This window comes from Microbacterium sp. SA156 (genome assembly GCF_049065455.1).
GTDB lineage: Bacteria > Actinomycetota > Actinomycetes > Actinomycetales > Microbacteriaceae > Microbacterium > Microbacterium barkeri.
Genome location: NZ_JBAKGU010000003.1, coordinates 198,091 through 216,959 on the forward strand (window position 1 = coordinate 198,091; position 18,869 = coordinate 216,959).

Below are 18,869 nucleotides of genomic sequence, written 5' to 3' on the forward strand. Positions count from 1 at the left end.
GACACCGCCCGCGCGGCGTGCGAGATTCCGGGGACGGGGTTCGTCGATCGGGGCTCCGGATAGAGGAGTCGGCATGGGCGCCATGAGGAAGCGAATCGGAGCGGTGCTCGCCTGCATCGCGGCTGTCGGGGCGAGTGCGATCGCGGCGGCGCCCGCGACGGCATCGGCCGAGCAGGACTGCGGCGTCTTCGTCGACACGGGCGAGACGATCTGCGTGCCGCGCGGGGAGGACCTCCACGCCGCCGTCCTCGAGCAGACCGGCCAGGTCGTCGTCGACGCGGCCGCGCCATCCGCCCGCTCGTCGAGTGCCGACGGGATCGAGGCGGGCGTCGCGGCGACGTACCTGCTCGCGCGCCTGTACGACGGCACGTCGTACAGCGGCTCGTACTGGGACCTCTACGGATCGAGCTCGTGCGTGTCGGGGCAGTGGATGGGCAACGCCAACATCTCGTTCCAGGACCGCGCCTCGTCGATGCGCGGCTACTCGAACTGCAAGGTGAAGGTCTACGAGCACACGAACTACGGCGGGGCGTCGTACGGGTACTACTCGTACTCGAGCTCGATCAGCAGCACGATGAACAACAAGGCGTCCTCGGTCCGCGTCTCGGGATAGCGGTCAGCGGATGGCCTCGATCGGGTCCGTGATGTCGGCGACGGTCGCGCCGTAGGCGGCGATCAGGGCGTCGGCGTCGACGAACAGCGTGTAGCCGTGGGCTCCCGCGCCCATCGAGACGCGCTTTCCGACCATCCGCTCGTCCGCGTAGACGGGCCAGTCCCGCGTGGATCCGAGCGGGACGATCGTGCCGCGCTCGTACCCCGTCGCCTCGAGAGCGAGGGGCGGCTCGGGCAGGCGCAGCCTGTTCACGCCGACCACGGCGCGCAGCTTCGACCACGAGATCGAGCGATCGCCGGGTACGAGCGCGAAGTAGAACCGGTCGCCCTTTCCCTTCACGACGAGGGTCTTGACGATGTCGGAGGGCGTGATGCCGCGGAGCGCGGCGGCCTCCTCGAGGGACGTGGCACGCGGAGACGCCTGCACGTCGATGTCGAGTCCGCGCTCCGCGGCGGCCGCGCGGACGCGCTCGAGCCCATCCTGCGTCGTCGTGCCGTCGGCCATCCGCTCTCCTCCTCAGCGTCGCGCTCCGCGAGGAGCACCCGCGAGCGCAGCGGAACGGCGCGGCGGGTCGCCCCGCCGCGCCGGATCCTCAGGTCAGGCGTCGGGTGCCGCGAGCGGGTCGTCGGCCACCCAGAGCTCGTCGTCGGCGCGCAGCGTCTGCCACGCGGCGTAGAGCACGCCGGCGGCCGCGGCGATGCCGAGGATGAGGGCGATGACCGGGCCCGCGCTCGACTTCTTCTTGGGAGCGACGACGGGGAGTCCGGCGCGCGAGCGGGCGAGCTTGTCGCGCGTCTCGGCGGCGACGTCCCAGGCCGAGAGGGCCTTGCCCACGACCGCGCCGGCGACCGGGACGACCGATCCGTCGATGAACTTCTTCGAGGCCTTGACGCCCTGGTCCACGAACGGGCGAGCCCGGTTCACGTAGGGCTCGAGGATCTCGTGGTACTTCTCCTCGACCGCGGGTGCGACCTGCTTGCGCCCGAACGTCTCGAGCTGGCGACCCGCCTGCCGTGCGACATCGGCGGCGCCGGCGGCGACGACCTGCTGCGCCTCCCAGACGTGCGCCGCGGACTGCTGGAGCTTCTTGAGCTCCTTCTTCTGCTTCCTGCTGAGGCTGAGGCTCACGTGTGCCCTCCCGCGTCGATGGGGTCTGCTTTCGACCATCCTGCCAGATGGCATCCCCGATCAGCTCCGGCCTTGCGGACTCTGAGAGAATGTGCCCATGACTCAGCACACCGCCGTCGCGACCATCCACACGAACCACGGCGACATCGTGGTCAACCTCTTCGGGGACCACGCACCCCGCACCGTCCAGAACTTCATCGGGCTGGCGGACGGCTCGCAGGAGTGGACCGACCCGCGCACGGGCGCAGCCGGCGAGGGCCCCCTCTACAAGGACGTCATCTTCCACCGCATCATCCCGAACTTCATGATCCAGGGCGGCGACCCGCTCGGCCAGGGCGTCGGCGGCCCCGGCTACACGTTCGACGACGAGATCCACCCCGAGCTCGACTTCAACGCGCCTTACAAGCTCGCCATGGCCAACGCGGGCAAGCGCCCGAACGCCATCACGGGCAAGCTGAGCGGCACGAACGGGTCGCAGTTCTTCATCACGACCGACCCCACCCCGTGGCTGCAGGGCAAGCACACGATCTTCGGCGAGGTCGCCGATGACGCGTCGCGCGCCGTGGTCGACGCGATCGCCCAGGTTCCGACCGGCGCGGCCGACCGCCCGCGCGAGGACGTCGTCATCTCGTCGATCGACGTCGTCGCCGTCTGACACGGCGCTCGCGTGACCACCGCCGACCGACCCCGGAATCCCGACGACTACTGCTATCGGCACCCCGATCGCCAGAGCTTCGTCCTGTGCCAGCGCTGCCTGCGCACGATCTGCGCGGACTGCCAGACCCAGGGGCCGGTCGGCGTCGTGTGCCCGGAGTGCATGAAGGAGCAGCGCAAGAGGCGCACACCCGCCCAGCGCCGCGCTGAGCGACGCTGGCGCGGAGGCGGCGCGGTCGCCATCGCCGGCGGCCGTCCGCGCGTCATGGCGTGGATCGCGGGCATCACGGCCGTCGCCTACCTCCTCCAGATGGTCGACGGATACGGCTTCGGCGGCGCCATCGGCGTCCAGCAGTGGCTCGCGTTCTACGCTCCGACGCTGTACCCCGAGCTGACCGGCACCACGCAGCCCTGGCGGCTCGTGACGGTCGCGCTCGTGCACGGCGGCTTCTGGCACGTGGGCCTCAACCTGCTGTCGCTGTGGATGATCGGCCGCATCCTCGAGCCGATCATCGGCAGCGGGCGCTTCCTCGCGCTGTACGTCCTCTCGACGATCGGCGGCTCGGTCGCCGTGGCCCTGCTGGCCTTCTCGACGCCCGTCGTGGGCGCCTCGGGGGCCGTGTTCGGCCTCCTCGGCACGCTGCTCGTCATCGGGCGCCGGCTGGGCGGCGACATCCGCGGCATCCTCGTCGTGCTCGGCATCAACCTCGTGATCGGGTTCATCCCGGGGTTCAACGTCTCGTGGCAGGCGCACGTCGGCGGCCTCATCACGGGCCTCGTCGTCGGACTGGTCCTCGCTCGGACGAGCGGCCGCAACCGCCGCGGTCTGCAGATCGCGCTGCTGTCGCTCGTGGGCGTCGCGCTCCTCGCGCTTCTCGCCGTGCCGCCCGTGCTGGGATACCCGTCGCTCACCTGACACGCAGGGCAGACACCCGAAGGGGCCGGATCCGTCTGGATCCGGCCCCTTCGCGTGTCTGGGACGGCGCCTGCCGCCTGGGGCCGCTTGCGGGCGCGGATGGCGGCCACTCGAGGCACGTGCGCGGCTCGCGACCCCACGCAGGCAGGCCGCGCATGGCCGAATCGGGCGAGTTCTCCACAGGCTGTCCACAGCTGTGGGAAGGTTCTCCACGGTTAACCCCCCGTTCTCCACCCCCTCTCCACGGGGTTCTCCACCTGGTTCCCCCACTTCTCCACGGGGTTATCCACAGATCTATCCCCACCTGGGGATGAATTACACCTCTGTTATTCACAGGTGTGAGGCGAGCTGGGGATGAATCACACGGTTGTCATTCGGATGGCCAGGGCCGGGAGATCGCTGGGGAGAGCGACCTCGGCCTCGGCTCGGACGGCCCCCTGGCGTAAGCTCGCAAGCGGATCGTGAAAGGACCCGCGATGAGCGAATCGCCCGAGCACCCCTCGGCCCCGCCGGTGACCCGTCGCGCACGCGGCGGACAGCACGCGGCGAAGCGCTCGCGTCGCGGGGGTGCTTGGAACACGGTCCTCACCGTCTTCGGCGTCCTGCTCCTCGTGGGCGGGATCGGCCTCGGCGCCGGCACCCTCCTCGCCCCGCAATCGGTCGAGCAGGCGTACGGCGCGATCAAGGTCGGCGTCGCCGAGAAGGTGCAGCAGGTGCAGGAGGAGGTCTTCGAGGAGCTCCCCACCGTGAAGCTCGGCGTCTCGGGCGGCCAGACCGAGCTCGACTGGTGCGACGGAACCTTCACCGAGATGCTGTCGTACGAGCGCGACGGCGTACCGCCCGTGTGGGCGGCGCACAACAACTGCGGCGGCGACGTGCTCCTGCCGTGGGAGATGGGCCAGCGCATCCGGGTCGAGGGGGATGACCAGGTCTACGAGATCGTGGACATCCGGTACACCTCGAAGATCTGGTCGTCGACCGCCGACCTCGTGGGCCTCAAGGGCGCGTTCGCGCTGCAGTCGTGCTTCTACGGCGAGGACCGCATGAAGTTCATCGGCCTCGAGCCGGTCGACGCGTAGCCGGAGCGAGCGGAGCCGGTGCCGGCTCGCCGAGCCACGGCAACGTCGCGAGGCAGGCGAGCACGGGTACCGCGAGCACCACGTACATGACGGCGTATCCGTCAGGGAGTCCTGGCAGCAGTTCGGGGGCGATGAGCGCGCTCGCCAGCACGGGCGCGAGGATCGGCGCGAGTGTGTTCGCGACGTTGAAGACGCCCAGGCCCAGGGCGGATTCCGCAGGCGGAAGGGCTGCCTGCGCGATCGAGCGGGTCGCGGTGTAGCCAGCGCCGATCGCGAGCCCCGCAACCGCGGTCGCGATGTGGAACGACAGGACGTCGGGCGCCAGCCCACGGCCGATCATCGCGGCGGCGAGGAGCACGAGCGCGGGGACCAGCAGCCGGCGCGGATCGACGCGCGAGAGGGGAGTGACGGCGATGACGACCGAGGCGCTCACGACGCCGAGCGCGCCGAGAAGCGTGGCGAGCGAGACGAGCCGCACGGCCAGCGCCTCGTCGAGGGACCACCGGTCGAGGAACAGGTAGAGCCCGAAGGTGAGCCCCGCGGTGAGTTCGAGCGAGAGCACGAACCGCACGGTGAAGACCGACGCGAATCGCGGAGAGACGATCGCGCGCACCGCGGCGAACCGCCATCTCGGCCTTCCCTGCGCGGAGACCGGGGCGGACAGCGCCGGCAGGCGCAGCGCGACGAAGAGGATGACCGCGGCCGCGACGCAGGGGACGACGAGCGTCATCGCGACGATGCTCCCGGGGAGGATGGCGGCGGCCGCGAGCCCGGGGAGCGTCCCGATGAGGGCGGCCGCAGAGAACACGCCGGCCGCGCGGGTGCGGTCGTTGGGGGCGAGGCCCTCGGAGAGCAGCCCGTTGATGGCGCCGAAGCATGCGTTGTAGGAGGCCTGGGCGAGCGTCCATGCGATGGCGAGCCAGGTCGGGTCGGCGGAGAACGCGACGCCCGCGCAGGCGACGAGGCCCGCAAGCGCGCCGCCCACGAGCCAGGTGCGCCGTCCGCCCTGCACGGCGCTGCGGTCGGCCGCCCAGCCGAAGAGGGGATTCGAGATCATCGCCGCGGCGGATCCGAGCGCGATCACGGTCGCGAGCGCGCCCGGCGCAGCCTCCGCACCGACCATGTCTCGCATCAGGATCGAGAGTCCGACGACCGCGGGTGCGGTGAGCGAGCCGAGCACGGCGCACTGCGCGAGGGCGAGCAGCAGGATGCGCTTCACGAGACGGCCTCTTCGTCGCCTTCTTCCTCGGCGGGCGAGAGCAGGTCGAGGGCGATCGCTCTCGCGAGGGCCTCCTCGCGCGAGCTGACGCCGAGCTTGGTGTAGAGCGATCGGAGCTGAGCCTTGACCGTGTTCACCGAGACGAAGAGACGCTCGGCGATCTCGGCCCTGCTGCCCGTCTCAGCGAGCGCGTGCAGGACCACCGTCTCGCGGCGGCTGAGAACGGGTGCAGCTTCGGCTCCCCAGACGGAGTCGTCGATCTGGGCAGGGAAGGCGGCGAAGGCGTCGCGGAGCACTTGGGCAGTCCCGGTCTCGGCGACCCCCTCGAGGGCCGAGAGGATGCGCTCGCGGTCGGAGGGGGAGACGAGCACGAGCGGCCAGCGGAGCCCGTGCTCGGAGACGATGCCCGCGATGCGGGCTGCCGTGCGGTGAGTATCGCGGCGAGCGCCCGTGCGCAGCGCCAGCGTGGTCGCCGAGATCGCGGCGAACAGCTCGTCGACCGGGTCGCGGGCGTCGCGCTCCGCGCGGGCGATGAGCGGCGTCGCGCCGGCCGAGCCGGCGAGCGCCGACTCGGCCATCCCCTCCACGGCGCGCAGCAGGGGCGAGGAGCGCCGCGTGTTCCCCCGGCGGCGCACATCGGCGATGTGGCCGGTCACGAGGTCGAGCAGAGCCTCGGCGGTCGCGAGGCGGTCGAGGCTCGAGGGGAGGGTCGACCGCTTCGTGCGCGCCGCGCGAACGCGCTCGAACCGGTAGGCGGCCTCGCGTCGGCGCCCCAGCATGCTCTCCGCGAGCACGCGCGCGATGAGGATGAGCTCCCAGTGCTCGATCGTGTCGAAGTGCGGATCGAGGACGGTGAGCTCGTCAAGCGCGCCCTGCGGGTCCGGCTCCGAGAGGAGGACCCACGCGCGCGCGATGCGGGCGAGAGCGCCCATGTATCCGTCCCGCCAGGTGTGCGGCCAGTCGGCGTCGACGATCCGCTCGAGGGTGCGGCGCGCGGAGGTGACCCGCCCGGCCATCGCGTCGAGGAAGGCGAGACCCGACAGCGCGGCGTTGCGGCGATGGCGGAAGTCGTGGCGGTCCGAGAACTCGACGAGGGCCGAGAACGCGCGCCGGGCGGTGTCGGGCTCGTCGGCGTAGAACGCGCTGACCCCGCTTTGGTACAGGAGGGTGCTCGCGATGTCGGCGAGACGGTCCTCCGGGCTCGGCGAGGCCTCCATCTCCTCGAGCAGATCGATGCAGCGTCGTGCCGCATCGATCATCCGCCTCGGCTGCCCGAGCATCCGCCACACCACGCTCTCGAGTCCGCGGTGCACGGCGCGCTCCCAGGGGCTGAGGCTGCGGCTCTGCAGTCGTGCCATGACCCCCGCCGAGGCGAAGAACTCCGCCGCACGGCTGTGCGTCGCGGGATCGGCATTGAGGACGAGTCCGTACCAGAGGGCGAGCAGGGGATGGCGGTGGATCTGGACCGCGGGGATCCGGCGGAGCAGGTCGACGACCCGAGAGCCCTCGTCCCGGTTCACGGGCAGAGCACGGAGCGCGACGTGGCCGGCGAACTCCAGGTCGCGGGCCTCGAGCGCGTGCTCGAGCGCCGCCATGTCGTCCTTCAGATCGTGGAAGAGCCACTGCGCGATGCGGGCGTGGAGGCCGCGGAGCGCGTCCGGCTTGCGTGCCGCGAACTCGGCAGCGGCCTGCGCGCGCACGTGCGTTCCGTAGCGGAAGAGGCGGGCGCCCGTGTGCGACTCGGTCCAGTGTCCGGCGCCCGCGCTCTCCAGGCGGGAGAGGAGCTCGGATGCGTCGTCGCGCCCCGTGAGCTCTCGCGCCAGATCCGCATCGAGGACCGGCGAGAGGGCGGTGGCGCCCACGAAGTCGCGCAGTTCCGAGTCGCCGAGCCGGTCGATGAGCTCGCGATGCGCGTGTGCGAGGACATCGACGCTCTCGCGCTCGCCCGCGCGCGCGACGGCGTCGAGGCTGTACCTGAGCGAGCCGACGTGCCGTGACGCGTCGTTGCCGGCGATGAGGTCGCGCGCTCCCGTGGACAGCCAGGGCGATGCGGTCTCCGCCACGGCGCGGACCTCGTCGTCGGTCAGGGCGAGGTCGGCCTCCGTGAGCACCCGCCGTTCGAGGGACGGCTCGGCGTGCTCCAGCGCGGTCGGCTGGCTGGTGGCGACGATGCAGCGGAAGCTCGGCACGTCGCGGAGGAGGCGGAGCAGATCGTGTGCGACCTCGTCCCACGCGTCGCCGTGTGCACCCGGGTGCACGCCGTCGACGATGAGCGTGACGGGCGCGGCGACGTCGTCGAGCGTCCGCCTCATCGCCGATTCCACGTCGTCGGGGGCGTCGGCGATCGCGGCGACCTCGCGGTAGAGCGTCGCATCGTCGACCAGTCCGCGGGCGTGCACCTGGGTCAGTGCGCGGAGCCAGAAGCTCGCACGCGACGTCGGCGCGGGGTCGCCGTCGATCCAGACGACCACAGCCTCGTGCGCGTGCTCGGCCCACTGCGTCAGCAGCGTGGTCTTGCCCGTTCCCCCCGCGGCGCGCACGATGCAGAGGCGCTCGGGTCCGTCGAGAGCGGCCAGGAGCCGCGGTCGGACGATCGACCCGGACGGCGGCCGTGGCGCCGTCGGGAACGAAGCGCGTGATGTCACGTTCCAGGCCTCCCTCCTCGACCCGCGGTCGCGCGCGTGCGCCGCGGGGTCTTCTCGGGTGAACGGCGGGTCGGGCGACGCGGTCACACCAGTGTGGACCCGAGCCTACGCCGGTCTGAGAAGCCCGGGAGGATCGCGAAGCTCGCGCTCGCCGTCGTCGTCGTGAACCCCATGAGGTCGTCCACCTCGTCGAGCCGGTGCTGGGTCTGGACGAACGTGCGCAGGTCGCGCTGGAAGCACGTGAACAGGAGCCCCGCATCGGCTGTGCCGTCCGCGGCGATGCCGTCGTCGAACCCATACCCACGCCGGAGCATGAGCGCGCTGCCGGTGAAGGACGGGTGGGCGGCGCGGACGTGCGCGCGGGCCGGGATGACGAACTCGCCCTCGGGGGTCTTGGCGAGGAGATCCACCTCGTCGTCGGGCGCACCGCCGGAGAGCGGCGAGCCGTCGCCGCGCCGTCGCCCGACCACGCCCTCCTGCTGCGGCTGGGCGAGCGCGCGGAAGCGCTCGATGTCGATCCGCAGGCGCCGGATGACGCAGATCGTGCCGCCCGCGAGCGGACCGTCCGCGATCCACACGTGCTCCGACATCTCCCGATCGCCGTGCGGCACGATGATGCCGTCGAGGAAGCCGATCGGACTCCGGGCGACGGTGCCCTCTCCGACGCCGCGGAACCCGCGCTGCGCCCAGCGAGGGACGGCGCCCGAGCGCGCGATGAGCGCGCGAGACGCAGCAGCGGCGTCGTTGACGTCGCTGCTGCAGACCGCGATCAGCAGGTCGCCGCCGGTGCGCTCGGCGGGAAGACGCGCGTCTCCCGCGAAGGCAGGGAGCGGCTCGGCGCCGGGGAGCGAGCTGTCCAGGGCCGCGAGCACCCGCGGGCCGAGTCCGACGGTGACCGTCAGGTCGCGCGGTCCCTCGAACATGCCGGCGGAACTGCGCGCGCTCTCCCCGTCGGGGCCCCGCTCGACGAGCGCCGTGATGAGCTCGCCGAGGGGTGCCAGCATCTCGCGGAGACCGGATCGGAACGTCTCATCCGCGCCATCCGCGGCGGGGACATCCGGCAGGTCCAGCACGGTGACGACCTCGTGCGCCTGAGGCGTGGACGGGCGGTCGATGCCCGCCTGGTGCGCACCGTGCGGGTCCACGCGGGCGAAGGCGTCGGGAGCGGCCGTCTCCCGTGCCGACCCCGGCTCGCCGCTCTCCGCCGCATCGAGCGGGAAGGCGCGCGACGCCGACCATCCGCCCACGGCGCCGGCCGCGACGCCGAAGCCCGCGGCCGCGACGCTGCGCAGGAGATCGCGTCGAGGCAGGCCGGTCATCGCGCGGCTCCGAGGAACGCGTCGGCGAACGCGACGTCGGGAGCCTCGCCGAACTCGACGGCGGTCCACTCGCCGCTCCCGCCGAGCCGCACCTCCGCACGGTGAAGGAGGCCGCTCTCGTCGATCCAGTAGCGCAGGACGGCGTCGCTTCCGTCGTCCGCCGCCCCCGAACCGGGGTCGTAGGGGGTGTCGGAGGTGGGGCCCGCGATCACATCCACGGCGACATCGCCGATCGTGTCCTCCCGCAGCCAGCGGGCATCCGTCTGCTGGAGGAGCAGCGGGTTGTCGGGGCGGTCCGAGGTGAGGGAGAGCACCACGCCGAGCGCGGCGTGCAGGCGCGATGCGTCGGCCACGAGATCGCTCGTCGTCCACTCGGCCGCGCCCGCGTCCAGCCCGGGCGGCGGCAGCGGCGGCGTCTGGTCGGCAGACGGATGGCTGCTGATCGCGTCGGCGCTCCACGCGATGAGCGAGCGCTCGCCGCGGGCGTCGATCGTCGCGTAGCCGAGGTGCGCGGCGTAGTCGACCCACCCCGACACCGTGTAGTCCTCGCCCGCATCGGCGACGCCGAACTCGATCGCGCGGACCCCGGCGTCGAAGTTCCGGAACCGCATCATCGCGAGGCTCTCGGCCTCGTCCGATGACAGTGGGCGAGCGTCCTGAGCGGGATCCTCAGCGGGGGCCGGCGTCGGGGCGCACGCGGTTGCCGCCAGGAGGATGGTCGAGACGGCGCCGCCGATGAAGAGGCGGCGCAGCAGGCTGCGGCCTCTCACCGGACGGCCGCCCGGTCTTCGAGGAGCGTCCGCTCGGGCAGCGGATGCTCGGAGGCTGCGGGCATGTCGACCGCGGCGGGCAGGGGCTGCGGCGGCGTCCTCACGTCGTCGAGACCCGGTTGCGCGGGAGGAACGGGGATCTGGAGGAAGCTCATGCCGCGCGGCACCTCGACGTCGGGGGTCGTCCCTCCGCCGGGCGCGACCGCATCCGAAGGGCACGACGTCGCGCGGAGCTCCTCGGGGGCGGAGGTCGCGGGTCCTGCGCCATCGAAGCAGTTCCCTCGCCCGAGAGCGCGTTCCGCCGACGTGTCCACGGCATCGACTCCGTTGCCGGACAAGGCGTTGTCCGAGAAGGCGTTGCCCTCGGCGGGGATGTCCTCGGAGTTCGACAGCAGGATCCCGGCGGTCGGGTTTCCCTCGATGCGGTTGGCCGAGATCACGTTGCGCTGGCCGCCGTTGACGGCGAGGCCGACGCCGAACCCGCCGAGCGCGTGGGCCGGCGACTCGCCGTTCGCGTTGTCGACGATGAGATTGCCGAACACCGCGTTCTCCCGCTGCGGGGTGAACGCCTCCTGGTAGTTCGAGATGAGCGTCATCCCGATGCGGTTGCCCGAGAACCGGTTGCCCGCGATCGTGAGCGAGTCGGACGCATTCGCGTTCTCGAACCCGATGGCGTTGCGCTCCGCCACGTTGCCGGCGACGAGGATGTCGCAGTCCTCGCACTGGCCGACGTAGAAGCCCGAGTCCGCGGAGCCCGACGCGTAGGAGTCGGTGATCGATCCGTGCCGGGCGTTGAACGCGTAGATGCCGTAGAGGCCGTTGTTGTAGGCCGTGACGTGGTCGATCGAGAACCGCTCGACGGGCGGGAACCGCTCGGGGTCGAGCTCGGTGTATCCCGGGCCACCGTGCGCGAGAGGGCCGCTCTCATCGTGCATCCCGGTCACGAGCACCCCGTAGAACTGCGTGGAGTGGACCGTCAGGTTCTCGACGCGCACGCCGTCGGCGGGCACGAAGACGCCGAACGAGTTCGTCCCGCCGCCGTCGATGATCGTCTCGTTCCGGTCCTCGCCGCGGAGCGTCACATCGTCCTTGTCGACGGTCACCTCCTCCTCGTAGGTTCCGGGGGCGATGAGGACCATCCCGCCCGGGGCGACGAGGTCGACGCCATCCGAGATCGTCGCCGCGTCCTCGGGAACGCGGACGAGCTCCTGAAGAACCGGCTCCTCCGGCTGCGCAGACGTCGTGGTGCACCCCGTCGCGCTGAGGGCGATGGCGAGGATCGCGAGTGTCCTTCCGAGAGCGGAGACGCGCGCGCGAGGACACATGCGGTCGAGCATAGGCCGGAACCGGCGTCCGATATTACGGATGCTCGGGATGATGTGAAAAGAGGGGTGAAATAGCGCACACAGCTTGCACACAGGCGGCTCACAGCCGGTTGGCTGATCCCGCGGGGACATCCATGCCCGCTCGCGCCATGGCGGCGCGGCACCAGGAGCGCTCCGCCCGGAGCGACAGTCCAACTCGGAGGGGAGCACCGTGCCACGGTTGCAGAGGAGGTCCGAGCAGCGTGTGCTGTCCGGATCGTCGGGGGGTGCGCGGCGATGGATCGCCAGCGCATCGATTGCAGGACTCATCGCGACGGGGTTCGTCTCCGTCGCCGCGCCGGCCGCGGCCGCGACGGGCGATGAGATCACGGGAACGATCTGGCAGGACTACGACGCGAACGGCGTCTTCGACACCTATGAAGACGGGATCGCGGGCATCGAGGTCTATGCCTACGACGACGCGGGGAACTCCGCCGGACCTGCCGTGACCGCTGCGGACGGCACCTACGTCCTTCCGGTCACCTCAGACGCACAGCGTTGGCGCGTCGAGGCGAACGTCCCCGACACCCAGCAGTGGGAGGCGTGGGAGGACGCGGTCGTCGGTCGCGCGGGCGACACGACGAACGGCACGACCGTCCAGTTCGTCGACATCGCCGATGCCGGCGCCGTGGATTTCTCCTTCCACGTTCCGGGCGCGTTCGTCGAGAACAACCCGCGCGTCTACCTTCCGAAGATCCAGTACGCCGGATCGGATGGCCCCAACGCCGACAAGGAGGGCGGCCAGATCATCTGGTACGACGCGGAGAGCGCGAGTGCCAGCAGCGAGGTGCCGACAACGGTCAACGTGCCGTTCCGCGACGTCGGCGCCACCAACGGCTCGACGTGGCGCCGTGCGACGTCGCCCGACCAGGTGGGCGAGCTCTTCACCGCCGCGTACATGCGCCGCCACTCCGGCCTGGGTCCGGAAGGGCTCGGCGCGATCTACCGCGTGACGCCGGACGGCGGCACCCTTGATTCGGCAACCGGCTCGGGCTCTCTCTTCGTCGACCTCACCGACCATGGGATCGACGTCGGCGCGGAGTACGACCAGGGCGCGCTCCCCGGCCCGGACGGCATCCGACCGCGGGTCGCGATCGACAACCCCGCGTACGACTGGTCGATGGATGCCCAGGCGTGGGCGCGCGTCGGCCGCACGGGTCTCGGCGGCATCGCCATGTCGCCCGACGAGACGCAGATGTTCGCGGTGAACCTCTTCAAGCGCTCGCTCGTCGTCATCGACATGGGCGAGCCTGGCCAGCCGCCCGTGAACGTGCGTGAGATCGAGCTGGACGGGTACTTCCCTGACGGCAGCGACCTCCGTCCCTTCGGCGTCTCATCGGACCCGATGACGAACACCATGTACATCACGGCCACGAACACGGCCGAGTCGACGAAGAACAACGCCGACCTGCACGGCTACGTCTATGCGTTCGACCCGGCGAACCCCGCTGCACTCACCCAGGTGCTCGACTTCCCGCTTGACTTCCCGCGCTACGGTGACACGCCGCAGAGTCCCGGCGACTACCAGTTCTGGACGACGGACTCCGGTGACTTCGAGAACTTCGCGCGTCGTCCCACGCCGATCGTCGCCGACGCCCGGGTCCAGCACGGCAACCTCGTCGTGGGCGTGCGCGACCTGCACGGCGACCTGATCGGCTACCAGACCGCGGTCAGCCCGACGGATCGCCGACTGGCGACGATCCGTTCGGTCGGCGACGTCTACATGGCCACGGGCAACGGCGACGGCACGTTCACCATGGAGTCGAACGGCTTCGCCGACGGCGTTCAGGGTGCCGGCGCGACGGCGATCCTGGTGCAGCAGCCCCCGGGTCTCCTCGGTCCGGGCGGCCACAAGTACTTCGACGACGCGTGGCAGATCGATGGCGCCCCTCCCGGCCAGTTCACGGGGCAGGCGCTCGGCTCGATCATCACCGTCCCGAGCCGCGACGACGGCGTCCTGACCACGGGCATCCACGTCGCGAACAGCGGCTTCCAGGTCGGCGTTCGCCGCCTGTACCAGGAGACCGGTGCGCACTACGTGCCGCGCGGTGCGATGGTCACGCAGCTCACTCCTGTCGCCGGCGTGCCTGACGCCACGATGAAGGGCAACGGCCTCGGCACGATGTCGGCTCTCGCCTCGGCGGCCCCGATCGAGATCGGCAACTACGTCTGGTACGACGTCGATCGCGACGGCATCCAGGACCCGAGCGAGGACGCGGTCGAGGGCGCCACGGTCAACCTCTACGAGGTGGGCGCCGATGGCGCACGCACCCTCGTGTCGAGCACCCTGACCGACGCCCGGGGCGAGTACTACTTCTCGTCGAATCCCGATCTGAACACGAACGGCTACGCGCTCAAGACCAACGCGGACTACGTCGTCGGCATCGACAACCCGGCCGACTACGCGGAGGGTGGCCCGCTGCTGGGCTGGTACCCGACGGTCGAGAACACGGGTGACGCCGACTCGGTGAACGCCGACCGGAATGACTCGGACGGCATCGTGGAGGTGTCGGAGGCGGGCCACTTCCCGTACGCGGCGATCACCACGGGCGGGCCGGGGCAGAACGACCACACGATCGACTTCGGCTACGCACAGCTCGACTACACGCTCGAGAAGCGCACGGTGTCGGGCCCGACGGAGAACCCCGACGAGGACGGCACCTGGACGATCGAGTACGACCTCGTCGTCGAGAACCCATCGCTCTCGCCCGGGGAGTATGGACTCGAGGATGACCTGCGCGGCTACGGCGAGGGCATCGAGGTCGTCGGGACCGAGGTCGTCTCGGGGCCTGACGGCGCCGTCCTCAATGAGGACTGGGACGGCGTGGAGAACCGGTCGGTTCTCGCCGAGCGGTTCCCGATCGCGGCCGAGAGCATCGGCGACGACGCGCACGTGTACCGCCTCGCGGTGACCGTGCGTCTGACGGCCGACCCGGAGACGGGCGAGGCGATGGTCGACCCGGCCCAGCTGGGCTGCACGGACGGGCAGACGCCGGCCGACGCGACGACGGGCCTGTTCAACGTCGCCACGCTCGATCCGCTGCACCACGAGGACCTCGTCGACGACGAGTGCGGCGAGCTGCCGCTCGTCGAGCTCGACAAGACCGTCGTCTCGGAGCCCACGGTCGTCGACCGCGACAACGAGCCCGGGGTGTGGGAGGTCGTGTACGGTCTCGAGGTGCGGAGCCTGACGGGCGCCGACACCGACTACGACCTGGTCGACGAGCTGCGGTACGGCTCTGCGGTCGAGGTGCTCTCGGTCGAGGCCGAGAACGTCGATCCGGGCGACATCGCCGTGCGCAATGCGTTCGACGGGCTGACGGATCACGTGATCGTCACGGATGAGCCCATCGCGGGCGGTGCCACGCACCGCTACGAGGTGACCGTCCGGTACACCTTCACGCTGCCGAACCCGCCGGCCGACCCGAATCCGTCGGACTGCTCCCTCGCGGGCAGCGGCGAGAGCGGAACCGGTCTGCTGAACACGGCGCAGACGGAGTTCAACGGCTACCCGTCGCCCGACGACGAGTGCCGCGAGCTCGGGCAGGTCACGCACGAGAAGGAGCTGATCTCGGCGAACCCGATCGGGGACGGCCGCTGGCAGGCGGACTACCGGATCACCGTGTCGAACAAGGGCGTCGAGAAGACCCTCTACGACCTCGATGACACGCTGCGGTACGCCGACGAGGTCGACGTGGTCTCCGCCGAGGTGACCGGTGCGCCCGAGGGCGTCACGCTCGCCGACCCCGCCTGGGACGGCGAAGAGAACACGCGTGTGGCTTCGCTCGTGCCCATTCTGGGCACGGACGATGAGGGCTACGCGCCGCACGAGTACACGCTGACCGTGATCTCGGATGTCCCGCTCGCGTTCGAGGGCGCGGGCACCGAGGACGACCCGACGGTGTGCGCAGACGGCACGGTGCGCCCCGGCGGCAGCGCCCTGTCGAACACGTCGACGCTGACCGACGAGGCCGGTGTGACCGAGGACGACGAGGCGTGCGCGCCGCTGCCGTCCATCGACATCGACAAGTCGATCTCGGCCGGCCCGGTGCCCAACGGCGACGGGACGTGGACCGTGACGTACGACATCGTCGCGACGAACGACGGTGCAGCCGAGGGCGTCTACGAGGTGTCCGACCGGATGACCGAGATGGGCGACCTGCGGGTGCTCTCCCGTGAGGTCGTCGAGACGCCGGAGGGCGTGACCGCGCAGGAGGGGTGGACCGGTCTGGGCGAGGAGGGGTCGGCGGAGAACGTGATCGCCTCCGACGTGCCGCTCGCCGCGGGCGGGGTGCACACCTACCGCATCGAAGTGCTCGTCGAACTGGACGAGTCGCTCGGCGGGCTGGCCGAGGTGGCCTGCTCCGAGTTCGACGAGGACGGCGCGGCCGGACTCGTGAACTCCGCGGGGATCGGGCACAACGATCTGGCGGATGCGGACGACGCATGCGTGACGGTCGCCCAGATCATGATCGACAAGTCGATCTCGGAGGGCCCCGTGCCCAACGGCGACGGCACCTGGACGATCGTGTACGACCTCGTGGCGGAGAACCTCGGCGAGGTGTCGGGTGAGTACGACATCTTCGACCGGCTGCGCTTCGGCGCGGGCATCGAGATCGTCGAGTCCGAGGTGGCGGAGGCTCCCGATGGCGTCACGGCGCTCGAGTCCTGGACGGGACTCGGTGACGAGGGCGCGGCGGAGAACCTCATCGCCGAGGACGTGACGCTCGAGGGTCAGGGCAGCCACACCTATCGGGTGGCGGTCACGGTCGCACTCGATGAGTCGTCCATCGACCCGAATGCTCTGGCCTGCCCGGAGCCGGGCTCGGGGGGCTCCGGCGGTCTGAACAACGCCGCCGGCCTCCTCCACAACGGCATCTCGTCCACGGACGAGGAGTGCGCGTCGCTGCCGCTGTTCACCTTCGACAAGACCCTCGCCGAGGGCCCAGTCGCGAACGGGGACGGCACCTGGACGATCGTGTACGGCCTCGAGGTCGCGAACGTCGGTCAGGCCGCAGGCGACTATGACCTCGACGACAGCCTGCGCTACGGCGACGGCATCGTCGTGGAGTCGTCGGATGTCGTCGCGACGCCCGAGGGCGTCGAGGACCCGGCCGGTTGGACGGGTCGGGGCGCAGACGGTGCCGACGAGAACCGGATCGCTACGGCGATCCCGCTCGACGCCGGTGCCGCGCACTCCTACCGCGTCGCGGTCACGGTGTCGCTCGACCTCGAGACCGTCACCCCGGATGCGCTCGCGTGCCCGGCGCCGGGGAGCGGCGAGAACGGCGGCCTGAACAACGTCGCGGGCATGACCCACAACGGCGAGACGCAGGAGGATGACGTCTGCGCACCGCTGCCGCTCATCGAGATCGAGAAGTCGCTCTCGGGTGCGGTGACGCCGGTCGAGGGTCAGCCGGGGCAGTACGACGCGACGTACGAGATCGCTGTGACGAACAGCGGTCCGGCGGCGGGCGCGTACGACCTGGATGACGAGTGGGTCGCCGGCAACGGCCTCACCGTCCTCGGCGTGCAGGACATCTCCACGGATGCTCCTGACTCGGTGGGCATCAACCCGGGCTTCGGCACGGATGGCGACACCCGCATCGTGACGGGGCAGCCGATCGCGGCGGCCCCCGAGGGTGGGTCGACGGTGCACACCTACACGGTCGTGCTCCGCTATGCGCTCGATCTGGCCGAGGTCCAGACGCCCGCGGCCGAGACCTGCGACGCCGGCGACGGCAGCGTGCCCGACGGCGCGCTGCGGAACGACGCCACGGTCAACTGGAACGGCATCTCCGACGAGGACGACGCGTGCGTTCTGTCGGGCAAGCCGACTCTGGACAAGGAGCTGACGTCGGCCACCCCGGTCGGCGAGGGCCAGTGGGAGGTCGTGTACGACCTGACCGTAGGCAACACCGGCAACGAGGCGACGCGGTACGACCTGGACGACGAGTTCCTCTTCGCTCCGGTCGTGACGGTCGACGAGGTGTCGGTGACCGGCCCCGAGGGCGTGGAGATCGAGGGGTCGTTCGACGGCGCCGAGAACCAGCGCATCGCGACCGGCGTCGAGATCGCCGGGCTGGATGACGAGGGGTACGCCCCGCACGTCTACCGCGTGACGGTGCTCGTGGACGTGCCGCTCCACTTCGCTGAGGCGGATCAGGATGGCACGGGCGCACCGGGCTGCACGGCTCCCGAGGGCGGCAACTTCCTCGAGCAGGGCCTGAACAACGCGGCGACGCTGACGGACGAGACCGGCGGGGAGATCACGGACACCGACTGTGCTCCGCTGCCGTCCATCGACATGGCCAAGGAGATCGTCGGCTCGCCGACGGTCGACGAGGACGGCGTGTGGACGGTGGAGTACGAGATCGTCGCGGTGAACGACGGCGCGGAGGCCGGCGAGTACGACCTCTCCGACCGTCTCCGCTTCGGGGCGGGCATCGAGGTCCAGACCGCCGAGATCGCTGAGGCGCCCGAGGGCGTCACGCCGAACGAGGCCTGGACGGGTCAGGGCGAGGAAGGCGCGGACGAGAACGTCGTCGCGTCGGATGTCGCCCTGGGTGCGGGAAGCGAGCACACCTACCGTGTGGTCGTGACCGCCACGCTCGACGCGGAAGCGACGGACGAGTCCACGTTCGCCTGCCCGGCACCGGGTGAGAACGGCACGGGCGGCTTCGCGAACACGGCAGGGATCGTGCACAACGATCTGACCGACACCGCTGAGGCCTGCGACGTGCCGAACGAGCCGGGCCAGCCGAACGAGCCGAACGAGCCCGGTGAGCCGAACGAGCCCGGTGAGCCCGGACAGCCGAATGAGCCCAGCGAGCCCGGCAACCCGCCGGCGCCGAACGAGCCGAACGAGCCCGGCAACCCGCCGGCTCCGCAGGACCCGCTGAGCCCGACCGGCGTCGCGATCGGCGCCGGTGTGCTGGGAGCCGCGCTGCTCCTGACGCTCGCCGGAGGGATCCTGCTGTACCTCCGTCGGCGCCCCTCGGGCATCGAGAGGTAGCGCACTCGCCCGCGCCTGACCGGTCAGGCGCGGGCGGGCCCGTCTTCCGATGGGCGCGACCGAGCCCCGTCCACGATCGACCTCCTCCCCCAGGAAGGTCGTGGGCGGGGCTCGACTGTGCTCGGGGCCGCGATGGCGGTCAGGAGC

General features: G+C 71.0%; 12 protein-coding genes. 5 read left to right on the forward strand and 7 right to left on the reverse strand.

What is annotated here, in order from left to right; translation table 11 throughout:
• The first annotated feature begins 82 nt into the window (after positions 1-82).
• The gene (locus ACOWU6_RS04510; RefSeq protein WP_282978327.1) at positions 83-613 is read left to right on the forward strand and encodes a hypothetical protein; all 531 of its coding nucleotides are present in this window, start codon (positions 83-85) and stop codon (positions 611-613) included.
• A 3-nt stretch (positions 614-616) separates the two neighbouring features.
• Here the strand turns inward: ACOWU6_RS04510 and ACOWU6_RS04515 are convergent, their stop codons facing one another.
• The gene (locus ACOWU6_RS04515; protein ID WP_271172493.1) at positions 617-1,117 is read right to left on the reverse strand and encodes an aminoacyl-tRNA deacylase; all 501 of its coding nucleotides are present in this window, start codon (positions 1,115-1,117) and stop codon (positions 617-619) included.
• A 93-nt stretch (positions 1,118-1,210) separates the two neighbouring features.
• Positions 1,211-1,741: a DNA helicase gene (locus ACOWU6_RS04520; protein WP_336619499.1), complete on the reverse strand. Its 531-nt coding sequence runs from the start codon at positions 1,739-1,741 to the stop codon at positions 1,211-1,213.
• 97 nt (positions 1,742-1,838) lie between these two features.
• Here ACOWU6_RS04520 and ACOWU6_RS04525 point away from each other — a divergent pair, with 97 nt between their 5' ends.
• The 3 genes from ACOWU6_RS04525 to ACOWU6_RS04535 all read left to right on the forward strand — a co-directional run bounded on the left by ACOWU6_RS04525 (position 1,839) and on the right by ACOWU6_RS04535 (position 4,390).
• Positions 1,839-2,396: a peptidylprolyl isomerase gene (locus ACOWU6_RS04525; RefSeq protein ID WP_324013353.1), complete on the forward strand. Its 558-nt coding sequence runs from the start codon at positions 1,839-1,841 to the stop codon at positions 2,394-2,396.
• 12 nt (positions 2,397-2,408) lie between these two features.
• The gene (locus tag ACOWU6_RS04530; RefSeq protein ID WP_421074860.1) at positions 2,409-3,311 is read left to right on the forward strand and encodes a rhomboid family intramembrane serine protease; all 903 of its coding nucleotides are present in this window, start codon (positions 2,409-2,411) and stop codon (positions 3,309-3,311) included.
• A 476-nt stretch (positions 3,312-3,787) separates the two neighbouring features.
• Positions 3,788-4,390 (forward strand): hypothetical protein, encoded by a 603-nt coding sequence (locus tag ACOWU6_RS04535; protein ID WP_421074861.1) that lies wholly within the window; start codon positions 3,788-3,790, stop codon positions 4,388-4,390.
• Here ACOWU6_RS04535 and ACOWU6_RS04540 read toward each other — a convergent pair.
• The 5 genes from ACOWU6_RS04540 to ACOWU6_RS04560 form a co-directional block, all read right to left on the reverse strand.
• Positions 4,362-5,609, reverse strand: coding sequence for an MFS transporter (locus ACOWU6_RS04540; RefSeq protein ID WP_421074862.1), 1,248 nt, complete (start codon positions 5,607-5,609; stop codon positions 4,362-4,364). The two genes, ACOWU6_RS04535 and ACOWU6_RS04540, sit on opposite strands and share 29 nt — an antisense overlap.
• Complete coding sequence (locus tag ACOWU6_RS04545; protein WP_421074863.1) at positions 5,606-8,254, reverse strand: LuxR C-terminal-related transcriptional regulator; 2,649 nt, start codon at positions 8,252-8,254, stop codon at positions 5,606-5,608. Before ACOWU6_RS04545 ends, ACOWU6_RS04540 begins: the two co-directional genes overlap by 4 nt.
• An 83-nt stretch (positions 8,255-8,337) precedes the next feature.
• Positions 8,338-9,573, reverse strand: coding sequence for a Dyp-type peroxidase (locus tag ACOWU6_RS04550; protein ID WP_421074864.1), 1,236 nt, complete (start codon positions 9,571-9,573; stop codon positions 8,338-8,340).
• Positions 9,570-10,343 (reverse strand): hypothetical protein, encoded by a 774-nt coding sequence (locus tag ACOWU6_RS04555; RefSeq protein WP_421074865.1) that lies wholly within the window; start codon positions 10,341-10,343, stop codon positions 9,570-9,572. Before ACOWU6_RS04555 ends, ACOWU6_RS04550 begins: the two co-directional genes overlap by 4 nt.
• The gene (locus ACOWU6_RS04560; protein WP_421074866.1) at positions 10,340-11,668 is read right to left on the reverse strand and encodes a right-handed parallel beta-helix repeat-containing protein; all 1,329 of its coding nucleotides are present in this window, start codon (positions 11,666-11,668) and stop codon (positions 10,340-10,342) included. Before ACOWU6_RS04560 ends, ACOWU6_RS04555 begins: the two co-directional genes overlap by 4 nt.
• 211 nt (positions 11,669-11,879) lie before the next feature.
• On the opposite strand from ACOWU6_RS04560, the gene ACOWU6_RS04565 reads away from it, so the two are divergent.
• The gene (locus ACOWU6_RS04565; protein WP_421074867.1) at positions 11,880-18,722 is read left to right on the forward strand and encodes an SdrD B-like domain-containing protein; all 6,843 of its coding nucleotides are present in this window, start codon (positions 11,880-11,882) and stop codon (positions 18,720-18,722) included.
• Positions 18,723-18,869: the final 147 nt, after the last annotated feature.

Bases quoted from the DNA above. Each gene is read 5' to 3' on its own strand.
- ACOWU6_RS04510 (WP_282978327.1), top strand. From the start codon at position 83: ATGAGGAAGCGAATCGGAGCGGTGCTCGCCTGCATCGCGGCTGTCGGG.
- ACOWU6_RS04515 (WP_271172493.1), bottom strand. From the start codon at position 1,117: ATGGCCGACGGCACGACGACGCAGGATGGGCTCGAGCGCGTCCGCGCG.
- ACOWU6_RS04525 (WP_324013353.1), top strand. From the start codon at position 1,839: ATGACTCAGCACACCGCCGTCGCGACCATCCACACGAACCACGGCGAC.
- ACOWU6_RS04535 (WP_421074861.1), top strand. From the start codon at position 3,788: ATGAGCGAATCGCCCGAGCACCCCTCGGCCCCGCCGGTGACCCGTCGC.
- ACOWU6_RS04550 (WP_421074864.1), bottom strand. From the start codon at position 9,573: ATGACCGGCCTGCCTCGACGCGATCTCCTGCGCAGCGTCGCGGCCGCG.
- ACOWU6_RS04560 (WP_421074866.1), bottom strand. From the start codon at position 11,668: ATGTGTCCTCGCGCGCGCGTCTCCGCTCTCGGAAGGACACTCGCGATC.